Source organism: Nostoc sp. PCC 9305, from assembly GCF_963920915.1.
Taxonomy (GTDB): domain Bacteria; phylum Cyanobacteriota; class Cyanobacteriia; order Cyanobacteriales; family Nostocaceae; genus Nostoc.
Window position 1 is genome coordinate 1 of record NZ_CAWUDN010000103.1, and the last position, 23542, is coordinate 23542.

Here is a 23542-nt window from a genome sequence, read left to right on the forward strand (position 1 = left end):
GGGGGATCTAAACGCTGTGAGGCAACTCTCAAAGACTTGTGTGTACACCGTAGCCGCTCTTCGGGAGGGGAGACAAAGCGTAGCTTTGGCGGGGTAGGGTTCTTTCTTATTTTTGATTTATGCAAGAGGTCTATTGTCTCTTAACTTTTTGAAAATTATCTTGCCAATTTCCATATGTTGGGAAGTGTTTATTGATTAGCAATTCTATGGCCATACACTCTATTTGAGTTAGAAGTATAGATATATAATTGACTCCTTCGTTTGTAATTATGGGTTCAGTAGCCATCATTGCGAACATATACCTAATTGAGTCTTTTTGGGAATATGTCCTTCGGTATACTTTTGACTATCTATTTGTCCTAAATCCCTAAAAAATGGGCGAACTAGGAATAATTAAAATTAATTGCTTATTTTTCAGCTTAAAGTATTTTAATTAAATCAACTAAATTCAAATTTTTTGATCTAACCGCAAGTGAGTTTAAAAGTGAGAAAAATCAAACTACTGGCTTTGATATTAATTAGTTTGGCAATGGTGTTGTGGTTTAATTTGCGTTTTTCAACACCTTCGATACCCACTATTGCGGCTTCACCACCAAAAACTATCCGCTACTTCGATCGCACTTTGCCCCAAAGCATCGCTCACATCGTGCTGATTCCAGTTAATAGCAAATTTTTGGTGACTCCTGCGCTATCACAGAAGGTAGCCACTGTAGAGGAATTTGCCCAAAAGCATCAAGCCGTGGCTATTTTGAATGCAGGCTTTTTTGACCCAGCCAACCAAAAAACGACATCTTATGTTGTCCGACAAGGAAAGTTGATAGCCGATCCCAAGGAAAACGAGCGGCTGGTGAACAATCCCAACTTAAAGTCTTATTTGGGTCAAATATTCAATCGCACAGAATTCCGTCGCTACTTATGCGGGCAAACTAGCCGCTATTCCATTGCCCTACACAATCAGTCACCGCCAACAGGTTGTCAGTTAGTTGATGCTATAGGTGCTGGCCCCCGCCTATTACCGGAACTCACCTTAGAAAAAGAGGGTTTTGTGGATAATGGCAATAAACGAGATGCCCTTGGCAGCAATCAACCCAATGCCAGAACTGCCCTAGGTATCACCCGTGATGGCAGCGTTATTTTAGTTATGGTGGCTCAAAAACCCTCGGCTCCCGCGAATGGAATCTCTTTGCCAGCATTAGCTGATTTGATGAAAACTCTTGGAGCCGAGCAAGCGATGAATCTGGATGGGGGAAGTTCATCTTCGCTTTATTACAATGGGAAAACCTTTTACGGGAAGGTTGATTTGGAGGGAAATTCTATCAAGCGTCCTGTGAAGTCGGTTTTGCTGGTTCAGGAAAATTAGGGGTTGTGGGAGTTATACCTACCTACTGGTAGATTTTTGCCATATCAGCAATTCCCGAATCCGAATTGAGTCACAATAATAATAGGCAATCATTAAAGGTACTATTATGCTTCGTCTAACCCAAATTATTCGGAATTTGTTCCTTCGTATTGAAGGCTTGTTTGGTGTTTTATTCCAAACTATTTCTAATTTTTTCGGAAATTTATTTGGTTTTTTTGGTAAGCTTTTCGGATTTTCTCAGTCTGGTTATTTCTTGGAATCCGATCGGGTGCAAGACGTAAATCAAGCTTCAACTAAACAGCCAATTGAAACGAATCGGGATAACATCGCTAAAATTCCTACCACTAACCGCCGTCGTTCTAATGCCAAACTTGACGACTACTACCTCAACATGGCTCGTGATGTGAAAAAGAAATGAAAAAAGCCATAAATTAGATTTTTATCTCAGAATTTTATCAATTAATGTTCCCTATACTAGTGGTCTGTTCTATTAGTTCTGAGGGGTGAATAAGTTTGTAGTTAGGACTTTAGTCCTGGATTTTTAAGCACTGAAGTGCTTACTACAAACCTATTATATTTAATGGGACAAGCCACTAGGTAGTGTAGGGTTGCGAAAATCATCCAGCTATAATTAACATGATTTAGATGTGCGTAGGCATCACACCTTTCGCAAAAATTTTGTCCAGTTTGAGGCTGGACAATAGCTACAAATATTTTTGAGCTTAATATTTACTTAGCTTTTAACTTACCAAATCAACTAAGGCGTTGCTTTGGAAGCGAACTATAGATGAAACTGAGCAACCGCGATAATTCTCAGAGGTGAATACTGATAGTGTGATATTAGCTTGACCTGGATCTAAAATGCGTTTTACCTTGCAGGTTTGCATTTTATTGTTGCAGTAAGCAATAATCCGATCGCCAGCCTTGACTTCCAACGCTTGAATTTTCAATTAATACCAACCTTGCCAGGAATTTGCTTTGTTAAAGGAAAAATATATTGCTATATCTCACTCGTTTAACAATAGCAATGTTCTTTCAGTATAGCACAAAAATTAAGGATATCAATGCTATCAATTTAATCTTGGTAATGTCAAGTTTATTCATGCTGCAAATACTAGTGCAGGAGGTAGGAGGCAGAAATTGATCTGTTGCTCTCAACCCCATCTAATTCCAAGCCACCAAATCGTTTGCGCCGTTTCTCGGTCGGAGTATTTGTTGAAATTCAGATGTAGGGAAACCTCTACTCCTAAGAAGTTGGAGCTAAATTTTTTTGAGGACAGATTTTTCTTTCGATGTTTTTGTTACAATCATTGAAATTTTTACCTAAAAATACCACTATGGCTTTATACGCTGAATTACATAGACATCTAGGCGGCTCGGTCGTACCACGAGTTTTATGGCGATATTTCGAGCGGCATTCTTCGGAGTTAATTTCCCGCTTTGCTGACTATTCAGATTTTGAAGATTTTTATACCCGCCCGCGTAACACTCTAGATGAATATCTAGAATTACACACCTTGGTAGAAAGCGTGCAAACTGTGGAGACTTTGCCTTACTTTATCTATCGCTTGGTGCGGGGTGCTTACATATTTGAAAATTTGGCTTATCTGGAACTGCGCTACACTCCTTATTTACGGACACCTGAACATCTCAGTCAATCTGAAAGAATTGACAAGATGGCAGAAATTGTGCGAGTAGTAGGACTTGCCAGCCAGCAGCCAGAATATCCGATTGTTACTAGCCAAATTCTCTGTATGCACACACGCCTACCTTATGAGGTGAACAAGGCGATTGTTGATTTGGCGGCGCAAAATAAGCAGTATGTCTGTGCAGTAGATGTAGCAGGAGGTGATAGTTATTACGCCGATCGCTTAGAAGAATGGATTAGCTTATATGATTATGCGCGATCGCAGGGTGTTAACACCACGGGACATCTATATGAAACTACCGCTGGTTGTTACCCAGAACTGCTACCATATCTGATGCGAATTGGTCACGGCATTCAAATTCCCCTACTATATCCAGAGCTACTTAATGATGTGGCTAGACGCGGACAATGTTTGGAGGTTTGTCCGACAACTTACCTAAAAACTGGAACTTTGCAAGATATACGTCAACTCAAATTAGTTTTTGACCGTTGTCTTGATGCTGGAGTTGATATCGCTATCTGTACTGATAATGCTGGATTGCACAATGTGCGTCTGCCATTTGAGTATGAGAATCTCTTGACTTACAACATCATTAGTTTTGAACAACTACAAGCTTGTCAAGATGCAGCTTTCCGTCATGCTTTTGCTTGGCCTTACAGTCAACGTCCTTTATCACTGTTGAACGGTTTGCTCAAACCTGAACCACCGAAAATTTTGTCCATGAGAGATAGTAATTAACGAATCGCCTAAAAATATCTATAAAGTCAGGTGATTTAATGTTAATTAATGTTGCAATTACTAATTTTTTCTGATGCGATAGAAAAATTTGTAATACACAATAGATATCTTGCAAAATTAATGTTTTATAAATTAAACCACAGATGCACACAGATAATTTATCAGTGTTTATTTGTGGTTCTTTTTTTACTGAGAAAGGATTCTTGCTATAAGTCGTATATAGCGTGTCCCCAGAAGCTATAAACTATAATTTATGGCATCTACTATTCAAGCTCTACCAACAGAAGTCGTATATCTCATTACAGCTGGAGAGGTAATCGACTCTTTAGCTTCTGTGGTGCGGGAATTGGTAGAAAATTCCCTAGACGCAGGTGCAACGAGAATTGTGGTTTCTCTGTGGCCGCAGCAATGGCGAATTCGTGTGGCAGATAATGGCTGTGGAATGAACCTAGATGATTTACAACAAGCAGCCACAGCCCACAGCACTAGTAAAATTCGCTCTAGTGCCGATTTGTGGAAAATTAACAGTTTAGGGTTTCGTGGTGAGGCGTTACATAGTTTAACGACTCTGGCAGATTTGGAAATTTTGAGTCGTCCTCTGGGGGGAAATTTAGGATGGCGGATAATTTATGGCGAGGGCGGGAAAGTTGTACAAGTTGAAGCAACTGCGATCGCACCTGGTACAGTAGTTACAGTTTCCCATCTTTTCGGTAATTGCTCATCTCGTCGTCAGGGATTACCCACAACAGCACAGCAAATGAAAGCCGTGCAAGCCGCAATTCACCAAATCGCCCTCTGTCATCCCCACGTCACCTGGCAGATTTGGCAAAATGACCGTCAGTGGTTCACCATCTCTCCAGCAAGAACAACCGGGCAACTTCTACCGCAGATTTTACCCCAAGTGCGACAAGGTGACTTGCAAGAAGTCAAACTCGAAATACCCAACCCACTAAACTCAGAACTCCTAACTCCTAACTCCTCACTCCTCACTCCCCACTCCCCACTCAGTACTCAGCACTCAGCACTAAATTTAGTGGTAGGATTACCCGATCGTTGTCATCGCCATCGTCCAGATTGGGTACGTGTAGCCATTAACGGCAGGATGGTGAAGACGCCGGAACTAGAGCAAACGATATTATCAGCATTTCATAGAACATTACCACGCGATCGCTATCCAATTTGTTTCTTACATCTTGCCATTTCCCCCGATCAAATTAACTGGAATCGCAATCCAGCAAAAACAGAAATTTACCTCAACGAAATCATTTATTGGCAAGAGCAAATTACCAAAGCAATTAACCAAGCACTCAGTATCTCTTCTAATAATCTCAAAGAAGCTGTTCACACAACACGAGTTAGTAAATTACTCAAAGCCGCAGAAGCCAAAGGTGGTTACAATTTTAATCCTCAAAATCCTAACGAAAATCTCAAAACTCCTAACTCTTCACTCCCAACTCCTAACTCTTTAAAAGCTGTCGCTCAAGTTAGCAACACTTATATTGTGGCGGAACATTCAGGTGGTATGTGGTTAGTAGAACAGCACATTGCTCATGAGCGAGTTTTGTATGAGCAATTATGCGATGATTGGCAACTTCTACCCGTTGAACCACCAATAATTCTTTATCAATTATCGCCAGCGCAAGTATTGCAAATACAACGCATCGGTTTAGAAATAGAACCCTTTGGCGAACAACTTTGGGCTGTCCGAAACATCCCCGCACCTTTACAGCAGCGAGACGACTGTGCAGAAGCAATTTTAGAACTTAGTTGGGGAGGCGATTTACAAACAGCCCAAGTAGCCGTCGCCTGTCGCAGTGCCATTCGTAACGGTACACCGATGAATCAACAAGAAATGCAGACACTTTTAGATAATTGGCAACGCACTCGCAACCCTCGCACCTGTCCCCACGGACGCCCAATTTATTTATCTTTAGAAGAATCAGCTTTAGCTCGGTTTTTCCGGCGTAATTGGGTAATCGGTAAAAGTCATGGAATTTGATGTTTTTGGCAAGACATTACAATAGCTGTAAAAATGGAAATTACAACTAGAAAATTAGCGTTATATCATGTCCGCTTGATTACTTAGTAAACTCAAATAACCGCACTCCGCCAAAGGTACGCTTTGTCTGCCTTCGCATTAGCCTATCCATTACCCGGATATTTATCAACATTTGCGAGAGTACTTACCCACGTTTTTTCTATCTATTTGTAGTTGCCCAAGCGCCTACCAAATCATCTAGCATAACTTTGGGTTATAAATAACTATTTTGATTCATGCTGTGCTGTGTGAAAAGCCATCTGCCAGAAATTATGTTCAAATTTTGCCACCATTAAAAAAGATTCTTCAGCTTGTTTTTGAATATTCCCCTCTGCCGTTTCTAAAACCTCATCAGCTTGCTGTTGCAAAAGTTTTACATATTTTGTAAATTCAATATTTCCCCATCTTTCTGCAAATTCATTGTAAGGTACAGGCATTTTACCTGGTAGTTGCCAACCTTGATTATAGGCTAATTCAATAGCCCAAAATGCAGTTGCTTGCACAGGATAAGGTTTGTCTGCAAGACTCTGCATGTATTCACAGTATTCTCTACAGGTTGCTTGTTTCTGTATATTAAGATTTAGTTGTCGTTCAGTAGCTTTTTCTTGAAACCAATTGAGTTCGTTTTTAAGAGCTGCCAATCCCCCAAGTATCACATCAAAATGTTGTGGAGGTGCGCTGGCTAATACTCGCCCTACCATCCGCGTAAATTCCACAACAAACAGATAATCTTGCATCAACCATGTATTGAATTGCTGGAGTTGAATTATACCTAATTGACACTGTTCTAGGAAGGGATGCACAGTTGCTTCTTGCCAATCTTGAGCGTGATTTTGTAAAAGAAGTTTGCAAGTAATAGTCATTTTGGCTCAATAGGTGTTTCGGGGAGATGGAATCGAGAGGAGCAGACTGCTAAGATGCTAACAGACAAACAGCAACTCTCTGTTTATTCACGGATGTTGTCTATTGTCAAGAGTAATTTAGATGTGTTTGCCCTGGGGGTGTAATGACTTTGGGAATCATATCAAGTCCGGGTAATTAGTTATGATTTCCACAGTCATTGCACCCCACCCCTTAATCCCCTCCCCGCAAGCGGGGAGGGGAGACAAAGCGTAGCTTTGGCGGGGGTGGGGTTCTTCGGGTTTAATAAGCAATTAAGCGGACATGATATCATAGCTAATTACCCGGACTTGATATTATTAGTAACTAACACTTTCAAATTTTACGCAATAAAAAACCCCACTAACTTATAGAAAGTGGAGCAATTAATGTTACAAGTTTAGGAGTCAATCATCAGTAAAATCGCTATTTGCACTCGACAAGCGAAATTATTCTAAAGCTTTCTTCAGCTCGTCTTTAATATTTTCTACGGTGTGAGTAACTTGCGCTTCAGCTTGCTTCGTTTGTCCTTCAGCTTTATCTTGTGGATTACCTGTTATTTCACCCACAACCTCTTGAATTTTTCCTTCAATATTTTTTGCAGTTGCTTCTATTCTCTTTTCAGCGCTCATGGTTTTTATCTCTAGCTTGTAGTTGATTCAGGGAACTCCAAAAATAAATTACTACTACTTGCAAAATGGGCCGAAAAGCCCGCCCATTTCACAGAACGGGCAAGACGCTCACCCTACAAGTAATAAAATATTAATTATTTTATTACTTGGAAGTCCCTAAGCTATTACATAATCTAACAGCTGTGTATTCTTTTTTACTTCCATCAACCGAGAGAATATTTTGGTAAATTATATTATCTTAAGAGAGATGCCAATGGGTATTGTAGCAGATAATACAAAATATGAAAATCTGATAAATAAAATTTATATATATTAAAAAAATAACTTTTTTGCAAATAAATGAACTATAAGTTAAAGCAAAATTTAAATAAAAGGAAAATAAAGGAGTGCCAACGAAAAGTCAAAAAAATGTCTGGAAGAATGAGATTAATGACATCATTCGAGGTGCTTGTGGAGGTTTTTTATTTGGCATACCTTTACTGTACACAATGGAGGTTTGGTGGATTGGATCGCTGGCAAAAGCACAACTGATAATGACGGCGATCGCATTAATGTTTATTGTGGTTTACTTGCTCAATCAGATAGAAGGTTTTCGCAAACGCAGATATCGCTGGCTTTCTCATCAAGCTGCAATGGATACCGTCGAAGCGATCGCGATCGGAATAGCTTGTTCTACCTTTGTGCTGTTACTATTGCGAGAATTGACACCAGAAACCTCCCTAAAGGAATCTTTAGGTAAAATCATCTTTGAAAGTGTGCCCTTCGCTCTTGGTGTAGCATTAGCGAATCAATTGTTGGGAGATACTGAAAACAGCAATGGAAAAGGACAAGGAAGCGATCGGGAAAATAGCACAACTAAGAACAAAAGGGATGAGTTACACGCCACCTTTACTGATGTGGGTGGAACCCTGATTGGTGCAACCATAATTGCATTTAACATCGCTCCCACAGATGAAATTCCTATGCTTGCAGCCGCAACCTCTCCACCTTGGGAGTTAGCAATGATCGCTGCATCTTTGCTGATTTCTTATGGCATTGTATTTCAGGCAGGTTTTTCTAACCAGCAAAAACGTAAAGAGCAAAAGGGAATTTTTCAACGACCATCGAGCGAAACCATTATGTCCTACTTAGTATCATTGCTAGCAGGCGCTTTTATGCTGTGGTTCTTTCAAAAATTAACTCTTAGCGACCCCTGGACAATGTGGTTAGATCACACATTAATACTGGGTTTACCTGCAACTATTGGTGGTGCAGCCGGAAGGTTAGCAATATGACTGAAACAGAACAACAACCAAAACGCTCAATAGCTGAGTGGATAACATTCAGCATCGCCTCATTCATTCTAGCAATCATTGTGATTCTAGTAGGTTACACTTGGCTGAACGAAAAAAATCAACCTCCAATCCTTTCTGTCACTAAAAAACAAACAATTCGAGAAATTAATGGTCAGTTTTATGTTCCTTTTGAAGTTATGAATAGTGGAGGAGATACAGCTGAGTCAGTTCAGATTATGGCTGAGTTAATGATTGACGGCAAAGTTACAGAAACAGGAGAGCAACAGATTGACTTTTTATCTAGTGGGGAAAGCGAAGAAGGCGCATTTATATTCAGCCATAACCCGCGCCAAGGTCAGTTAACTCTACGTGTTGGTAGCTATAAATTGCCATAGGGGACTGACAAATAAAAAAAATACCCCACAATATTGCATAATCTATTTGTTGGAAGTATACCCGAACTCAACCCTCACCACACTTGCTTTCAGAGTGGGAGCGCTAAGAGCGAACAAGTCGGGCGTTTCCTGCCTAACGCAGTGCGGTAAGAGTTGAGTTCGTGGGTGAGATATTTCTTTACCTGACGTTGACGTAGTTTCTGTCTCAGACATACTGTTAGCGTTCCGAGAGAAGTTGAAATTTGCTGTATGAGTCCTATATTTTATTGCTTGCCCATATTTTCAACACAATAGCGCCCGCATTTTTGATAACCTTGAAGAAATTAAATAATTTAAAAAAATAAATAATCGCATTTTTATTCCGCCAGAGATATAAAATAGAATTAATTGTTTGGAGGTAGATTTCATCAGAAATTTATAGTTTTGATGTTTGTATATGTCAGTATTACAAATATTAACTACATTTGACATATAAAACTATCAAGAAATATTTTACATCTATTATTGTTGGTACTCCTAACAATAATTTATTGCTGGATACTAGTAACGACGACCGAATTTGTGCTTGTGGAGACAATCATAATATCTCCGCCAGTCTTGAATAACTTAATTAATGGTGGAGAAGACAGGCTGATAATGGCGGTAATGAAAAATCTAAAGTTATTCGGCGCGATCGCAGCAGTTGCTTCAACTCTCTCGATCTAAATAAGGCATTGTTGCATTTTGATGATATTATCTTAAAAAATTAAGGAGAAAACCTTGTGACAGTTAAGATCAATCAATTATTTAAGTTATCTGTAAAATATTTTTCAGCGATCGCAGCCATAATAACGGTTCTCCCATTACCAGTTAAAGCTGCTACATTTTTAGTCACTGAGCGCGCTGGTTTAGGAGGCAACGATCGAGTTAATTGGGAAAGTTTAGGTAAAGTATTTAATCCGTCTGCTCCTGATTTTCCGGCTTTTTTACCTAACTCTTTTTCAGCAACATCACAACGTGGTTTAGGCTTGGATGTAAATATAACTCCAACTAATAAGCCTCAAATTACTCCACCATTTGTCTTTCAAACTTTACCTTCACCTGGCATTCGGAGTAACTTCGCTCTAGGTGATTTTATTCTTTTCGGGGGTATAGATCCAACAGGTTTTATCCCTCTTCCTCCTGGTACTTCCGATCCTGGCACTAAAGGGAACGGCGGGCCTTTTTCGATTAGTTTTGCCCAGCCAGTTTTTGGCGCTGGAACTCAGATAGCTGTAGACACTAGTAAATTGAAAATTGAAAATTCGATCGCCGCTTTTGATAATGCCAATAACCTATTGGGTACTTTCTCCGTTCCAAATCTTTCGTCCTTAGCATTAGATAATTCGGCAGTATTCTTGGGGATTCGTAGTGACACTCCAAACATCTCGCGACTTGTTTTTAGCAGTTCTGCTCCACAATATGGCTTGGCTATTAATCAGGTAAGTATTCTTGCGACTCCCGAACCAACTTATACCTTAGCGATATTAGCTTTTGGTATTTCAGGTGGTGTTTTGAAACGACGTAAAAGTTCTTGACATTCGCACTGCATTGAAATATAGTAATCCGAATTCAAACGTGAAAAAATAGGGAGATTAAAAGTACTTATTTATATGCTTTACAACGATTTTCTTCCTTACAAATGATTTAGGATTGCTATAGTTTTAATTTAATAAGTTAGAGATTTCGGACATACTCCAACTTATGTAAGTACGTAACGTAAGTTCCAGATAATTCTTGTCTTTAACCAAATTCAACTCAATGTTATACAAAGAATTAGAAAATATCATAGACGCTAAGATACAAAAAGCCATACGGAAGCATGAAATTATAGTTGCTTTAATTAGTAGCATTATTGGCTTGATTTTTATCATGGGTTTGTTCCATGCTATTTTGCTCAACCACACTGAAATTCAAACATTTTGTTTGTACTGATTACTGTTTGTAATCAATAGCTCTTTACAATCGAGCGTTCCCTGATGTCTTTAAAACTAATCCAAGTTAGACATCTTTTTTATAAAATGGAATTGTACAGATGGAGAGTAAAAATAATCGCAGGGCTATATTCGTCTTATTTTTGACTGTATTTATAGACTTGCTCGGCTTCGGAATTATTCTGCCGATACTGCCTTTGTATGGTGAACAATTTGGTGCAAAACCTAATGAAGCGACTCTACTTGTAGCTATTTATTCTTTAATGCAGTTCTTATTTGCACCATTATGGGGCAGATTTAGCGATCGCTACGGTCGCCGTCCGATTTTATTACTGACTTTATTCGGCTCGGTAATTGCATACGCAGGCTTAGGTTTTGCCAACTCCTTATGGGTTTTGTTTATTGCTCGTAGTCTTGCCGGGATTATGTCAGGCAATATTGCCACTGCTCAGGCGTACATAGCAGATATTACCACGCCAAGTAATCGAGCTCGTGGCATGGGTGTAATCGGTGCAGCTTTTGGTCTTGGCTTCATTCTCGGCCCAGCGATTGGAGGTCTTCTAATCGGATCAGATCCGAACAACGCTAACTTTCATCTACCGTCGTTGTTTGCTGCCGGATTATCTTTATTGGCATTTCTTTGTGCTTTGATATTACTTCCAGAATCTCTAAATTCTGAGACTAAAGCCAAAATCCAACTTCATCGCCACCGTCAGCAATCCCTAAACTTGCGACAGTTGTCACAGCGATCGCAATTTTGTGTACTTGTCGGCATCTACTTTTTAGTCACCTTTGCTGTTGCAGCTATGGACTCTACATTAGCTTTATGGTCTAAGCAGCAATTAAATTGGGGCCCTCAACAAGCGAGTTATCTTTTTGCCTTCATGGGGATTGTCAGCACAATAATTCAAGGAGGACTAATCGGATTTCTCAAGAAACAATTGGGTGAAATCAAGTTACTTATCTTGGGAATATTAGGATTAGGTTTAGGATTACTGTTAATTGGATTCTCGCAAAGCTTAATTTTATTATTAGTCGCCGCCACACTTGTGGCATGGGGAATTAGTATCAGCCAACCAATATTGAACAGCTTAATTTCCCAGATGACAGCCCCAGAAGAACAAGGACAAATATTAGGAATTGCCAGTTCTTGCTCTGCATTGGCACGTATCGCTGGGCCAACATGGGCAGGAGTAAGTTTTATGAAATTTGGAAGTTCTGCTCCTTTTTTGAGTGGAACTTTAGTAATGCTAGTAGCTTTGACTCTTAGTTTTCGAGTAACTAAAAGTGCATCTGAACCAAAAACAGAACGTGCAGCCAGCCTAAAAATCTAGGTCTGAATTACGAATTACGAATTACGAATTACGAATTAATATGACAGGTCGCCGAGTATTATTTTTAGGCATCTTTGTAAGCATCCTTCTCACCTACGCAATTTGGCTCGGTGGGAGCATTCCTGCAAGCATCATCAAACTTCCTGACCAAGGACTAAACTGGTACTATTGGAAGCTTCCCCAACCAACCTTTTGGAGTCGAGTAACTGCTTGGGGTATGTACCTTGGGCATCAGTTTAGCATCTGGGCGTGTATCTTGTGGGCGCAGCGATGGCTACGCCCGCCGCAGGCATCGCAGTTGAAATACAAATCAGCGTTGCACCCGATAAATTACCTCATGCTTGCCATTAATGGTGCATTCATTGCTTTACACTTTCTGCAAACATATATTTGGTACGATGCTCTAGCTCAAGATACTTCAATTTGGGCTTCTCAAGGTGCAGTTGTACTCTTACTAGTCTTCGTACTGATTTTAGAAACACCTCGACGCGGTTTATTTTTTGGCAATTCTGTTCCATTTCATCAACAGTTTTTGCAAATTATCAAACTGTACCACGGCTATTTTTTCTCTTTCGCCGCTATCTACACCTTTTGGTATCACCCAATGGAAGCGACTTGGGGGCACTTGATTGGTTTTCTTTATATGTTCTTGCTTTTGCTCCAATCTTCCTTAATTTTTAACCGCACCCATGTAAACCGTTGGTGGACATTCACTTTGGAGGCTTCAGTGCTTTTACATAGTGTAATCGTGTCATTAATACTAGGACAAAGCAAGTGGCCCACATTTCTCTTTGGTTTTTTTGGCATTCTGGTACTTACTCAGCTTCACGGTTTACCTGTGGGTATCTCGACGAAACGTACTATTTACGGAGCCTTTTTAGTGAGTGTCCTGGCCGTTTATGCACTGACTGAACGCGGCTTGGGCAGAATTTACGAAGTAACCTATATTCCTCTGATTGAGTTTGGATTAGTTGGTGCAATTTACTTAATCTTCCTGCTCATCTTATGGACAATTTCTCATTTACCTGTCAAGACATGATGTGGTGTTAGCGTTCTAACTCGTTGAACTCCAACAGGCTGACACGCTTGATGCTTGAAGTGCTGGGTTCGTTCCTTAGCCCAGACTACCGGGAATCTGCGATCGCATTGCCGCTCACCTGGACATCACAACCTAAAGATGACCTCTCGCTACGCCCCTATCGACAGATTGAGGGCTAACGATACGCACCCAAGAGCGCGCATGGTTGCAAGGTGGACAAACACACTATACCGAATGGCACTAAGTTAAGATACAGCCCCTGCCCCAACTGGTTCCTAGCCTCTAGGCTGGGAACCCATTCTCGGAGGCTCCGCCTCCTCTTTCTTGACAAGAGGCAGAGCCTCTTGGAACTCGTTCCCAGCCTCCAGGCTGGGAACGAGAATATAATAAGTCTTTGGGCTTTTCTTAGTGCCATTCCACACTATACCAAAGCCACGCATCGCAGCAGGGCGCGGTTCGCTGCATCGCCTGGTTAGACGCTTTGAGGCGGCAGTATGGAGACTAACCGAGTGCTTTGCGTTTACGACTGAATGAATTCGAGGAGATCGGCATTGATCTGGTCTGCATTTGTCGTCGGCATACCGTGCGGGAAACCCTTGTAGGTTTTCAATATCGCGCCCTTGACCAACTTAACGCTCAGTGGGGCAGAGTCGGCATAGGGAACTATCTGGTCATCATCGCCGTGCATTACCAAAGTCGGCACAGAGAACTTCTTAAGATCCTCGGTAAAGTCGGTCTGAGAGAAAGCCACGATGCCATCATACTGCGCCTTGCTACCGCCCATCATGCTCTGACGCCACCAATTCTCAATCACGCCTTGCGAGGCTTTCGCACCCGGTCGGTTGTAACCGTAAAAGGGCCCGCTCGGCACATCCCAATAAAATTGCGCCCGATTGGTGGCAACCTGCGTTTGAAAGTCGTCAAATACCTCTTTAGGTAAACCGCCGGGATTTGCTGGGGTCTTCACCATCAGTGGTGGCACGGCGCTAATGAGAACGGCCTTTGCGACGCGGCTTTCGCCGTGGCGCGCAATGTAGCGTGTCACCTCACCCCCGCCAGTCGAGTGTCCAACATGGATGGCGTTTTTTAAGTCGAGATGCGCGGTAAGCGCAGCGAGGTCATCGGCGTAATGATCCATATCGTGTCCGTCGCCGCCTTGGGTCGAGCGTCCATGCCCTCGCCGGTCATGGGCGATGACGCGATAGCCGTGATTTAAGAAGAACATCATTTGGTTGTCCCAGTCGTCGGCCGATAGAGGCCAACCATGCGAGAAAACGATGGGCTGACCGCTGCCCCAATCCTTGTAGTAAATCTCTATGCCGTCTTTCACTGCGATCGCGTTCATGTGTTTTTCTCCAGTAGGCTGAATTTTTGGAAATGTCTATTAAGAAACTAACAATTTTACTGACCACTACTAAGAATTTTTTGCTGTTGATAACGCTGTTTAAATTGCTGTTGCTGTATTTTATGATCCACAATTGGGTCAGGATAGCCAACAGCATGACGTTCTAAAGGTGGAATTTTCCCAGTAACTAAATATTCTGTATCTACAGACCGCAATTCCGACACCCATTGCCGAATATATTCCCCTTCTGGATCGAATTTTTGTGTTTGACTGGCGGGGTTAAAAATCCGCACAGGTTTGGGATCCATACCGCTAGAAGCACTCCATTGCCAACCGCCATTATTAGCAGACAAATCTCCATCAATCAACTTCTGCATAAAGTATTTTTCTCCCAGTTGGGGATTAATTAGTAAGTCTTTAGTGAGGAAACTCGCAACAATCATCCGACAGCGATTATGCATCCAGCCGCTTTCGTTTAACTGACGCATTGCTGCATCCACAATGGGGTAGCCTGTTCTCCCCTCACACCAAGCTTGGAAATATTCTTCGTTTGTTTCCCAAGGAAAGTTCTTAAAGGTGTCGCGGAAAGCACCATCAGCTAATTCGGGGAAGTTATACATTGCGTGTTGATAAAATTCCCGCCAAGCTAATTCCTGTTGCCATGTGCGGATATTAACTGCTGTTTCTTCACTGCGACTGTTTTCCAGTGCTTCTATCGTGGCTTGCCAAACGGTGCGAATGCCAATTACCCCAAATTTTAAAGCTGCACTCAGTTGTGATGTACCGTCCACTGCGGGGAAATTTCGCTGTTCTTGATATTCAGTAATAGCTTTATTAGTAAATTCTTCTAATCGTTCTTGTGCCGCCGCTTCTCCTGGTGAAATAATTAATGGTTCATCCCAGATGAATCCTAAATCTTTTGCTGAAGGTAGTGCCAAGGCTCCTGCAAGTTTGGCAATTTCCTGTTCAGCTTCCGTTAATCCCTCAACATTTTGCAGTGTTTCTACTGGTTGAGCTTTCGGTTTGGTAATCCAATTTTTCCAGAAGGGAGTGTAAACCGTGTAAGGATTGTTACTACCCGTGCGTAACTCCTCTGGAGAGTTGAGGATTTGATCCCAGTTTTGGTTAAGAAACTCAATACCTTTTTCTTTGAGGGCATTTATAATAGTGCGATCGCGTTCTTGTGAATAAGGTTCTACATCCCAATTCCAAAAAACAGCTTTGGCATTTATTGCTTCGGCTAAAGCTGGTATCGCTTGTACGGGATCGGCGTGGAGGATTAACAACTGGCTACCAACTTGAGCATATCGCTCTTGGAGTTTCTGCAAACAGCCAATCATATAAGTTACTCTCACAGGAGCAACATCATCCCGTTCTAGAATATTCGGATCTAGGCAAAATACGCCCACTACCTTCGGACTCCGCCGTTTTGCCGCAGCCAGTCCCGTATTATCAGAAATGCGTAAATCGCGCCGATGCCAAAACAGAATTAAGTCAGACATTCCATGCTGGATATAGTTCACCCGTACTAGCTTAGATGCTAGTGGTACTAATAAGCATCATTCTGGCGATAAATTTATTCTTTTAATGGGCATTGGGATTAGGGGAGAGGTGACAGGTGACAGGTGACAGGTGATAGGGAATAATCTGTACCCTGTGACCTGTATCCTATTCCCTATTCCCTATTCCCCGGTTTCTCAATCGGGAATAGTGGCTTTTCATCTCAAAATTGAGTATACTCTTCTTAACAGTTAATTAGTCTTTTTGTCATGGCTAACCTACTACTTGACGACGGTACGATTGAGAGCGATTTAGACGAAATAGCTCGCGAACTTGCGCCTCTTGGCATTCAACTCAAACACTACGACCCAGGAACATCACTACTCTTCCCTAATCTGCTAGACCAGGACGTTTTAACTGAGTCCGAGAAACGTTATTGTGTAGAACTCCATAACAGCGTCTTTGAATTTCTTCAGCAAGAAAATGGCGCTCTCTGGTGTGACTTACTAAATGTGCATCCAGGTTCGTTCAATCTTCACCACCTAATCGCAACCTACGGTCGTTACCATACTCATCCTGCGCCTGAACCCGTCTACGTATTGGCAGGAGAAATGATTTATGGCTTTGTGCGACCTGATGGCAGGCAGGTACAGCTTTTAGTTCAGGCACAAGACTATCTTTATATCCCCGCCGACATTGAACATTGGTGCGGCCCAACTGCGTTGTTGAGTTTCAAAGGGATACGCTATTTTGCAATGCCTGCGGCGGGCTGCGCCAACGCAGAAGGTTGGGTTCCCAATTATACAGGAACTCAAGTGAGTGATTCGATCCAAAAGCCGCGTTAAAGCTCATTTATGCACGTCCTTTGGGCGACCTCACGAAATCGCGTTGCTCCCGCCTAAGCCTTGTGAAATTCGCTGTCTTTGAGTATATCCTGTAGTCTTTAAAGCAACAGTCTCAATTCGACTGTAAAGGAACTGAGGCAAAAGCCGAAGGAAATAGGCAGCTCCCAGGGTCAAAAGTGTACGGCGTGGTTCTTTAGAGAGAATATGCCAGTTGGTTGCTAATGCTCGATTCACCAACTTCACAGCCATTGCACCATCTTGCAGACTGACTGCTCTACGGGCTAAATACCTCAACTGGTAAGCTCTAGCCAGTGTTTCCCATTGATTAACTATTTCTGGGGCGTATAAACGTGCCCTAGAGATTGCCAATTCCCAAGAATCTAACTGCTTGAGCAAGTTTGCTGAAAGTCCCCCTGAATTTACCCTATATAATGTCAAAGCTTCAGGAATGCCCTCTATTTCCAGATCGCTCTTAACAGACATCCGAAACCAACATTCAACATCTGTTGAGTCACCATTAGTATGACGCGATCGCTCATCGAAATAAAAATTTTCAACTGTACCGTAAAGATTATCTTGAAATTCAATAGCTTCAAAAACTTCTCTTTTAATTACTGCTACCGAACCATTGCTAACTGGATTGCGGCAAAGAATAATCGCTGGAGTTATTCCCTGCATCTGAGGCATTTGATAAATACCTAAAGGGTTGCCATTATCATCAATAAAAGCAGAGCGGCTAAAGCTTACCCCGACATTAGGCGAATTATCTAAATGCTTAACGTGTTTTTCTAATTTTTCTGGCAACCATAAGTCATCAGCATCTAAAAGAGTTAAATATTCTCCTTGTGCATGGCGAATACCAGTGTTTCTTGCCCCAGGTAGACCCCGATTTTTTTGACGAATAATTTTAATTCTAGGGTCTGTAAATTGCTGACAAATTTCTATACTTCTGTCAGGAGTACCATCATCAATAATTAAAATCTCAAAGTTTTCGTAAGTTTGTTCAAGAGCTGATTGCAGTGTAGCAGCTATATATTTTTCTGCTTTATAAACCGGAATAATGATAGAAACTTTCTTCATTGTTGACTATTCCCATTGATTTATTTTAATTAATATCTCATTAAATTTACTATGCACTATACAAGAAATCTAATTATGCTTTAGGCATAGAAAGTTCTTAATTATTTCTAGATATCTTCTTGAAGAATACGACGTTTTTGGTTAGCCCCTACTATATTGTTTGAAACCAGAGCTTCAAATTTATTGTAAAAATTTTGAGGTAAGAGTAAAAGTAAATAGGCTGCTACCATTGTCAAAAGTGTACTTCTGGGATTTTCAAGAAGAATATGCCAGTCAGTTATTAAGGCTCGATTAATTAATTTTACAGCCATTGAACCTTCTCGTAGTCTTACGGCATTACGAGCTAAATACTGCAACTGGTAAGCTCTAGCTAGTGTTTCCCCTTGAGTAAATATTTCTGGAGCGTAGGAGCGTGTCTTTTCAATTAGCTTTTCCCAGAAATCTAACTGCTTTAGCATATTTGCTGAAAGCCCTTTTGAATTAATCCGATACAAAGTCAAGGGTTCTGGAATGCCCTCTATTTGCCAATTGCTTTTAATAGAAATACGAATCCAAAATTCGTTATCTTCTGATTGGAGTAAGCGTTCATCAAAATAACAATCTTCATTAGTACCGTAAAGATTATCTTGAAATTTAATCGCTTCCAGAACTTCTCTACGCATTACCGCAGCCGAGCCATTACCAACCGGATTGCAACTGAGTAAATAGGATGGCGTGATTTCTTTAAGCTTGGGCATCTGATATGTACCTAAAGCTTGTCCAGCTTCATCAATAAAAGCAGAACGACTGAAGCTAACACCGACTGCTGGTGAATTTTCTAAGTGAGCAATCTGTTTTTCTAACTTTTCTGGCAACCAAAGGTCATCTCCATCCAAAAAAGCTAAATATTCTCCTTGAGCATGGCGAATACCAGTATTCCTAGCTCCAGATACTCCTCGATTTGCCTGACGAATAATTTTAATTCTGGGGTCAGTAAATTGCTGACAGATATTTATACTCCTGTCCAAAGAAGCATCGTCGATAATTAGAAGCTCAAAATTTGTATAGGTTTGCTCAAGAACGGATTGTACAGTAGCAGCTATATATTTCTCGACTCCATAAACCGGAATAATTACAGAAACTTTTTTCATTTTTTAGACTGATTTTAGTTTCAGTTTGCTCTCAGGTTTTACTGGTAGTACAATAATCTTTGATATGGCAATGAGAATACTATCTGATGGATACGATCGCACCTTCTAGTGATAGCATCTAAAAAAGCGAGATATTTATCCACCTGGCTATCCGTCTAGTTATAGGATGAATCCCACCTCCTAACTTTTCACTGGATAATGTAAGATATCTGCTTCTAGTATTCGTTATTAAAGCAAGTGCTGTATTTAATAATACATTTTATCCTGCGTGTGGATAGTCTGATCGAAATTCTTAGGGATTTCCAAATAAAAAAATATCCAATTAACTCCTGTGGGGTGGGCGTCTCGCCATTGGTGTCAAGTTAAGAAAAATAGATTCTTGTCAACAGGGTAAAACTGAATGGATAAACTCAACACAAGGGTGTTGAGAATAGCCATGAGTAGGCCACGCAAAAAACAAGGAAATCCAGACTTTCGACATTGGGTAACTTGCCCAGCCCCAACAAACCAACAGATAGAATCACGGTTGATTGAGCTATTAAGTCCAGGGACATTTGCCAATCTCAAAGATGTAAAAGACAAAGAACGGAATTTGCGTAGGCGCAGCCCGCACTTCTCTACGTTCGCGCAGCGTGTCGCAGACAGACGCTCCGTGTAGCTTGCTTCCCCGGAGGGGTACGGCAAGCTCAGTGACCACCGTAGGCATCGCGGGTACTAACCCTACCAGTGATAGCAGCAATAGTGCTGAGTTTAGTGTATCGGCAAATACAGCATTTAACAGATGTGCTACGCTGCTTGGAAGTAGAAGGATTGTTGTGGGTAGAGGCAATGTCTGTGAGTCGGCAGGCTCTATCTCAACGCCTTGGGAGCTTGCCCGCGCACCTATTTATTAGTCTGTTTGAGCAAGTAATAGAGCGTCTAGCAGTCAAAAACAATGCCACAGAAGTTGCCCCAATGTGGGCATCGATAGCGTCTAAATTCTGTGCAGTATGGATTGCGGATGCATCAACCTTGGAAGCAGTCAAAAAACACTTAGGGCAACTTCAAGAAAAAACAGGTGCTTAGTAAAAGCCGTGCGTCAGCGACACCGACGCACTGCTGCTATGTCACTTGACATTTGGGCATCTGCCTTAACTTGACACCAATGGCGAGACGCCCACCCCACAAAATTGAATAATTTATTTCTTGGAAATCCCTTAGTCGGGGGTTTATTCATACTTTTATTTTGTCGCTACACCGATAATATGAGGACTAACAATTGGTAATTGCGCATCAAATCGCTCATAATGGATGCTACTAAAACCAGCCTTTCCTAATGCTATCCAAGTTTCTCTATCTGGATGACAACCATCAACTATCACTTTCCAAATCGGACTAACTGTGTTTTGTATTTGTCGCAATAAACTTCCTTGAGGTGCGGCGACATGTTCAATAAATAAGAAGCGTCCACCTGGTTTAAGTACTCTTAAAATTGCCTGTAATGTATAATCTATATTTGGCACTGAACACAAAACCAATGTACTAACAACAGTATCTATACTGTTATCTTCAGCATCTAACCATTCAGCATTACCAATGCGGAGGTCGATATTTAAACCCAGTTTTTCTGCTTGTCTTTGGAGAGAGGAATGCGTATGTGAGTTTGGCTCGATTCCTATCCAATGGATATCTTTAGGGTAGTAAGGTAAGTTAGTCCCTGTTCTGGGGCTAATTTCTAACACTTTACCTTGGAGATTAGCAAAAAGAGAACGTTTGCGATCGCTGACAATTTTATCATATTTACTACTACTTGAAGTCATCATCCAGGCAAAAAAATGTTTACCAAGGTTTGCAAAAATATTATTTTTTGAATCTCCAATAATTTGGTTTACAGTCATTATCTACTTCCTAATTTTTGAGCCGAGAAATTGGGGTGCTAAACAACCATTTGATAGCCTCAAGGTACAATATTTCGTGTTTGTTGTACCTCACCCATTAGACTCACCTGATAGGATGAATTTAATAACCTATTACGCGTAGCAGACTGACCGTAAGATATCACAGAAAGGACAAAAGGATAGAGGCGTTTATATATACGACGATGAGCGATGCCTACGGCGGGCTTTGCCTACCCTATGGTTATACAATTTTGGGTAATTGTAGCCAAAGATTTTGAATAGCCGCTTTGGTTTGATTACCTACGGTAGAGCATCCTCATCCCAAATCAGAAGTGGCGGATCTTTGACAACAACATGGACGATGCCTGCGGTTTTTGCTAGCCTACACAATTTGCCGTGGCTGACTTCCAAAAAATTTCCGACCCCATTTGCCAACAAGTTAAAGAGATAGCTACTTTCTATTTTAAGTATTCGTGAGAAAAGCTAATATAACTGCGGATGTTATAATCCAAAGTGGGTTTTGCAAAACAGCGTTTATTGAACTCCAATCGCTCTAATAAAGTACGAGATACTAAATTGGCAGCGGTAGTAACTTAAATTATACGACAAATAGTGACATAAAGATTAACTGAAAACAATTGTTTCATTTCAAGAAAAACTATGAGCTTTAAACTTCAAGCATTGCAACTTCCGACTCTCCAGAAAAAATCCGAAGGGCTAATTGTAACTGCTTGGCAGAAATTTCTTTTAGATTACGACTTCCCTATTGCTGCCGTTGATGGGGATTTTGGGAATATTACAGCCCAAGCAACTCGTGATTATCAGACTAGTAATGCTTTAACAGTAACGGGAATTGTCGATACTGCTACTTATAAAAAAGCGCTAGAGCAAGGTTTTGCAATTTATTTTGCTATCTATACCAATGCCGGTAAAAAATTCTTAACCTATCTTAACTTTGGAGAAAATGAGGTCAAGGACTTACAAAAAAGTTTAACAGCGATCGGTCGTTTGAATCCGCCGTTAGTAGCTGATGGAGATTTTGGCCCCAACAGTACAAAAGGACTAGCCGAAACTTATAAAATCAGAGACATCAATTTTCGAGCCGAATTAGCTCAACAGCTTTCTAGTACAACAAAAACCACGCTTGGCATTGATTTAGAGTTGGCTTTAGACAACATAACTGAATACGCCAAAAAATTAAGACAACGACTGAGTGGAAAAGCTTGGGTTAATGTTTTCCCCGACAGCGACTTAATTGATGATTTAGCTTCTCCCTTCCGTCAAAAAGTACAAGCTTTTGAGCAAGCCTTAAAAAATGCCGGAGCTAATATTGATATCTCTTCAGTATTCCGCCCATCAGAAAGAGCTTATTTAATGCACTACGCTTTCCGTATTAGTAATAATGAAATTGCTGCCAAAGATGTTCCACCGATGCCTAATGTAGATATTAATTGGCTACATTACACCAATGCTGGTTCTGTCCAAGCTGCTAAAGAAATGGTGTCTGCTTATAATATTGCTTTTCGACCTGTTCTTACCTCTCGTCATACCCAAAGATTAGGAATTGATTGGGAAATTACTTGGTCAGGAACCTTAAAGATCAAAAACGCTAACGGAATGACAGTTAGTATCGATCAGCCACGAACGAGTTATGAAAATTCTATTTTATGGCAAGTTGGCCGTTCTTACGGTGTGATTAAATTATCTAGCGATCGCCCCCACTGGTCGCATGATGGACATTAGTGGCTAGGAGGAACCGCATATATGGAGAACGCAGTTCCAAAGTTCAAAGTAGACATCTCCGAAAAAGAATCTCAAGCCCTTATCCTATCTAGGTGAAAACTTAATTTCTGGAGATGTCTAGTGAAATTATTGCAGAAGAATTCAGGAGTGGAGCAAGGAAAGCTCCGCCAAGGCTCCAAAATAACTCTTCGTAGGGGATTCCTATTTGCGTCTCCCAATCTCTGCATATTTTTTGAGTACGGTAAACCGTATTGGCTCGTTAGTTCACAAAGATTAATTAAATTGTTAAGTTTAGTTACATAAATAAGTAAAAAAATGCTGTAAACATTGTTAAATGGGAGAAATTATGAGAAACAGTAGTATAATTGAAGATCGAGACAAGCTAAACAACTTTGCATTACCGTTAGCGAGTTTTATCCCCAAGAGAGATACAAGGGCTAACGAGCATCATGAGCCTTAAAGCCCATCGTAGACATTGCTCAGATTGGGCGAATATACCAGCATTCTTGACCAGTCTTTAATCAAGTTTCTTAAAACGTTAAGGGAAATAAAGAACAGGAGGAAGCAGAGGAGCGTACTTCTCTACGAGAGGCTGCGCTCTGTTACCGAGGAGAAGTTGTAGTAAGTCTTTCCCCTCTGCCCCTCTGCCCCTCTGCCCCTCTGCCCCTCTGCCCCTCCGCCCCTCTGCCTCTTGTCCCTCTGCCCAATTTTCAAGTTTCATTCTAAGGATTG

23 protein-coding genes are annotated in these 23542 nt (G+C 41.1%); 15 read left to right on the top strand and 8 right to left on the bottom strand.

Annotation, left to right across the window (positions count from 1 at the left end):
• The first annotated feature begins 484 nt into the window (after nt 1-484).
• Both ACM0OX_RS28380 and ACM0OX_RS28385 read left to right on the top strand, forming a co-directional pair.
• A complete protein-coding gene (locus tag ACM0OX_RS28380; protein ID WP_414518326.1) occupies nt 485-1360 on the top strand; it encodes a phosphodiester glycosidase family protein in 876 nt (291 codons plus the stop codon).
• Between the two features lie 106 nt (nt 1361-1466).
• Nucleotides 1467-1778, top strand: a complete 312-nt coding sequence (locus tag ACM0OX_RS28385) for a threonine dehydratase (RefSeq protein WP_414518327.1) — start codon at nt 1467-1469, stop codon at nt 1776-1778.
• A gap of 322 nt (nt 1779-2100) precedes the next feature.
• Here ACM0OX_RS28385 and ACM0OX_RS28390 read toward each other — a convergent pair whose 3' ends face one another.
• Nucleotides 2101-2310, bottom strand: coding sequence for a hypothetical protein (locus ACM0OX_RS28390; RefSeq protein ID WP_094352741.1), 210 nt, complete (start codon nt 2308-2310; stop codon nt 2101-2103).
• 387 nt (nt 2311-2697) lie between these two features.
• Here ACM0OX_RS28390 and ACM0OX_RS28395 point away from each other — a divergent pair, with 387 nt between their 5' ends.
• Complete coding sequence (locus ACM0OX_RS28395; RefSeq protein WP_414518328.1) at nt 2698-3747, top strand: adenosine deaminase; 1050 nt, start codon at nt 2698-2700, stop codon at nt 3745-3747.
• A 253-nt stretch (nt 3748-4000) separates the two neighbouring features.
• The gene (gene mutL / locus ACM0OX_RS28400; protein WP_414518330.1) at nt 4001-5746 is read left to right on the top strand and encodes a DNA mismatch repair endonuclease MutL; all 1746 of its coding nucleotides are present in this window, start codon (nt 4001-4003) and stop codon (nt 5744-5746) included.
• Between the two features lie 263 nt (nt 5747-6009).
• On the opposite strand, the gene ACM0OX_RS28405 is transcribed toward mutL, so the two are convergent.
• Nucleotides 6010-6648 (bottom strand): TenA family transcriptional regulator, encoded by a 639-nt coding sequence (locus ACM0OX_RS28405; protein WP_414518331.1) that lies wholly within the window; start codon nt 6646-6648, stop codon nt 6010-6012.
• Nucleotides 6649-7113: 465 nt separating this feature from the next.
• Nucleotides 7114-7296, bottom strand: coding sequence for a CsbD family protein (locus ACM0OX_RS28410; RefSeq protein WP_099102882.1), 183 nt, complete (start codon nt 7294-7296; stop codon nt 7114-7116).
• Between the two features lie 386 nt (nt 7297-7682).
• On the opposite strand from ACM0OX_RS28410, the gene ACM0OX_RS28415 reads away from it, so the two are divergent.
• The 7 genes from ACM0OX_RS28415 to ACM0OX_RS28445 all read left to right on the top strand — a co-directional run bounded on the left by ACM0OX_RS28415 (nt 7683) and on the right by ACM0OX_RS28445 (nt 13469).
• Nucleotides 7683-8570 carry a TIGR02587 family membrane protein gene (locus tag ACM0OX_RS28415; protein WP_414518332.1) on the top strand — a complete coding sequence of 296 codons (888 nt, stop codon included), beginning with the start codon at nt 7683-7685 and terminating at the stop codon, nt 8568-8570.
• Nucleotides 8567-8965 carry a TIGR02588 family protein gene (locus ACM0OX_RS28420; RefSeq protein WP_414518333.1) on the top strand — a complete coding sequence of 133 codons (399 nt, stop codon included), beginning with the start codon at nt 8567-8569 and terminating at the stop codon, nt 8963-8965. Before ACM0OX_RS28415 ends, ACM0OX_RS28420 begins: the two co-directional genes overlap by 4 nt.
• 567 nt (nt 8966-9532) lie before the next feature.
• Nucleotides 9533-9670, top strand: a complete 138-nt coding sequence (locus ACM0OX_RS28425) for a hypothetical protein (protein WP_414518334.1) — start codon at nt 9533-9535, stop codon at nt 9668-9670.
• A 56-nt stretch (nt 9671-9726) separates the two neighbouring features.
• Nucleotides 9727-10521: a hypothetical protein gene (locus ACM0OX_RS28430; protein ID WP_414518335.1), complete on the top strand. Its 795-nt coding sequence runs from the start codon at nt 9727-9729 to the stop codon at nt 10519-10521.
• Nucleotides 10522-11018: 497 nt separating this feature from the next.
• Nucleotides 11019-12251: an MFS transporter gene (locus ACM0OX_RS28435; RefSeq protein ID WP_414518337.1), complete on the top strand. Its 1233-nt coding sequence runs from the start codon at nt 11019-11021 to the stop codon at nt 12249-12251.
• A 40-nt stretch (nt 12252-12291) separates the two neighbouring features.
• Nucleotides 12292-13290 (top strand): hypothetical protein, encoded by a 999-nt coding sequence (locus tag ACM0OX_RS28440; protein ID WP_414518338.1) that lies wholly within the window; start codon nt 12292-12294, stop codon nt 13288-13290.
• 50 nt (nt 13291-13340) lie between these two features.
• Nucleotides 13341-13469: a hypothetical protein gene (locus tag ACM0OX_RS28445; RefSeq protein WP_414518339.1), complete on the top strand. Its 129-nt coding sequence runs from the start codon at nt 13341-13343 to the stop codon at nt 13467-13469.
• Nucleotides 13470-13810: 341 nt separating this feature from the next.
• Here the strand turns inward: ACM0OX_RS28445 and ACM0OX_RS28450 are convergent, their stop codons facing one another.
• Together ACM0OX_RS28450 and ACM0OX_RS28455 are read right to left on the bottom strand one after the other, a co-directional pair.
• Nucleotides 13811-14635: an alpha/beta fold hydrolase gene (locus tag ACM0OX_RS28450; protein WP_414518340.1), complete on the bottom strand. Its 825-nt coding sequence runs from the start codon at nt 14633-14635 to the stop codon at nt 13811-13813.
• Nucleotides 14636-14691: 56 nt separating this feature from the next.
• Nucleotides 14692-16137, bottom strand: coding sequence for a deoxyribodipyrimidine photo-lyase, 8-HDF type (locus ACM0OX_RS28455; protein ID WP_414518341.1), 1446 nt, complete (start codon nt 16135-16137; stop codon nt 14692-14694).
• A 267-nt stretch (nt 16138-16404) separates the two neighbouring features.
• On the opposite strand from ACM0OX_RS28455, the gene ACM0OX_RS28460 reads away from it, so the two are divergent.
• Nucleotides 16405-16980, top strand: a complete 576-nt coding sequence (locus ACM0OX_RS28460; protein ID WP_414518343.1) for an acireductone dioxygenase — start codon at nt 16405-16407, stop codon at nt 16978-16980.
• A 30-nt stretch (nt 16981-17010) separates the two neighbouring features.
• Here the strand turns inward: ACM0OX_RS28460 and ACM0OX_RS28465 are convergent, their stop codons facing one another.
• Both ACM0OX_RS28465 and ACM0OX_RS28470 read right to left on the bottom strand, forming a co-directional pair.
• Entirely contained in the window at nt 17011-18060 is a 1050-nt protein-coding gene (locus ACM0OX_RS28465) for a glycosyltransferase family 2 protein (RefSeq protein ID WP_414518345.1), read from the bottom strand.
• A gap of 107 nt (nt 18061-18167) precedes the next feature.
• On the bottom strand, nt 18168-19190 hold the full coding sequence (locus ACM0OX_RS28470) for a glycosyltransferase family 2 protein (protein ID WP_414518346.1): 1023 nt from the start codon (nt 19188-19190) through the stop codon (nt 18168-18170).
• Between the two features lie 436 nt (nt 19191-19626).
• On the opposite strand from ACM0OX_RS28470, the gene ACM0OX_RS28475 reads away from it, so the two are divergent.
• On the top strand, nt 19627-19848 hold the full coding sequence (locus ACM0OX_RS28475) for a hypothetical protein (protein ID WP_414518348.1): 222 nt from the start codon (nt 19627-19629) through the stop codon (nt 19846-19848).
• A 68-nt stretch (nt 19849-19916) separates the two neighbouring features.
• Nucleotides 19917-20255 carry a hypothetical protein gene (locus ACM0OX_RS28480; RefSeq protein ID WP_414518349.1) on the top strand — a complete coding sequence of 113 codons (339 nt, stop codon included), beginning with the start codon at nt 19917-19919 and terminating at the stop codon, nt 20253-20255.
• A 155-nt stretch (nt 20256-20410) separates the two neighbouring features.
• On the opposite strand, the gene ACM0OX_RS28485 is transcribed toward ACM0OX_RS28480, so the two are convergent.
• Entirely contained in the window at nt 20411-21067 is a 657-nt protein-coding gene (locus ACM0OX_RS28485; protein WP_414518350.1) for a class I SAM-dependent methyltransferase, read from the bottom strand.
• A gap of 660 nt (nt 21068-21727) precedes the next feature.
• Between ACM0OX_RS28485 and ACM0OX_RS28490 the strand changes: the two genes are divergently transcribed.
• Nucleotides 21728-22810, top strand: a complete 1083-nt coding sequence (locus ACM0OX_RS28490) for a peptidoglycan-binding domain-containing protein (RefSeq protein ID WP_414518351.1) — start codon at nt 21728-21730, stop codon at nt 22808-22810.
• Nucleotides 22811-23542 lie beyond the last annotated feature (732 nt).

Coding starts and splice junctions, on each gene's coding strand:
- ACM0OX_RS28475 (WP_414518348.1), top strand. CDS start 19,627: ATGAGTAGGCCACGCAAAAAACAAGGAAATCCAGACTTTCGACATTGG.
- ACM0OX_RS28410 (WP_099102882.1), bottom strand. CDS start 7,296: ATGAGCGCTGAAAAGAGAATAGAAGCAACTGCAAAAAATATTGAAGGA.
- ACM0OX_RS28445 (WP_414518339.1), top strand. CDS start 13,341: ATGCTTGAAGTGCTGGGTTCGTTCCTTAGCCCAGACTACCGGGAATCT.
- ACM0OX_RS28385 (WP_414518327.1), top strand. CDS start 1,467: ATGCTTCGTCTAACCCAAATTATTCGGAATTTGTTCCTTCGTATTGAA.
- ACM0OX_RS28465 (WP_414518345.1), bottom strand. CDS start 18,060: ATGAAGAAAGTTTCTATCATTATTCCGGTTTATAAAGCAGAAAAATAT.
- ACM0OX_RS28485 (WP_414518350.1), bottom strand. CDS start 21,067: ATGACTGTAAACCAAATTATTGGAGATTCAAAAAATAATATTTTTGCA.
- mutL (WP_414518330.1), top strand. CDS start 4,001: ATGGCATCTACTATTCAAGCTCTACCAACAGAAGTCGTATATCTCATT.
- ACM0OX_RS28395 (WP_414518328.1), top strand. CDS start 2,698: ATGGCTTTATACGCTGAATTACATAGACATCTAGGCGGCTCGGTCGTA.
- ACM0OX_RS28460 (WP_414518343.1), top strand. CDS start 16,405: ATGGCTAACCTACTACTTGACGACGGTACGATTGAGAGCGATTTAGAC.
- ACM0OX_RS28405 (WP_414518331.1), bottom strand. CDS start 6,648: ATGACTATTACTTGCAAACTTCTTTTACAAAATCACGCTCAAGATTGG.
- ACM0OX_RS28435 (WP_414518337.1), top strand. CDS start 11,019: ATGGAGAGTAAAAATAATCGCAGGGCTATATTCGTCTTATTTTTGACT.
- ACM0OX_RS28420 (WP_414518333.1), top strand. CDS start 8,567: ATGACTGAAACAGAACAACAACCAAAACGCTCAATAGCTGAGTGGATA.
- ACM0OX_RS28455 (WP_414518341.1), bottom strand. CDS start 16,137: ATGTCTGACTTAATTCTGTTTTGGCATCGGCGCGATTTACGCATTTCT.
- ACM0OX_RS28490 (WP_414518351.1), top strand. CDS start 21,728: ATGAGCTTTAAACTTCAAGCATTGCAACTTCCGACTCTCCAGAAAAAA.
- ACM0OX_RS28470 (WP_414518346.1), bottom strand. CDS start 19,190: ATGAAAAAAGTTTCTGTAATTATTCCGGTTTATGGAGTCGAGAAATAT.
- ACM0OX_RS28440 (WP_414518338.1), top strand. CDS start 12,292: ATGACAGGTCGCCGAGTATTATTTTTAGGCATCTTTGTAAGCATCCTT.
- ACM0OX_RS28450 (WP_414518340.1), bottom strand. CDS start 14,635: ATGAACGCGATCGCAGTGAAAGACGGCATAGAGATTTACTACAAGGAT.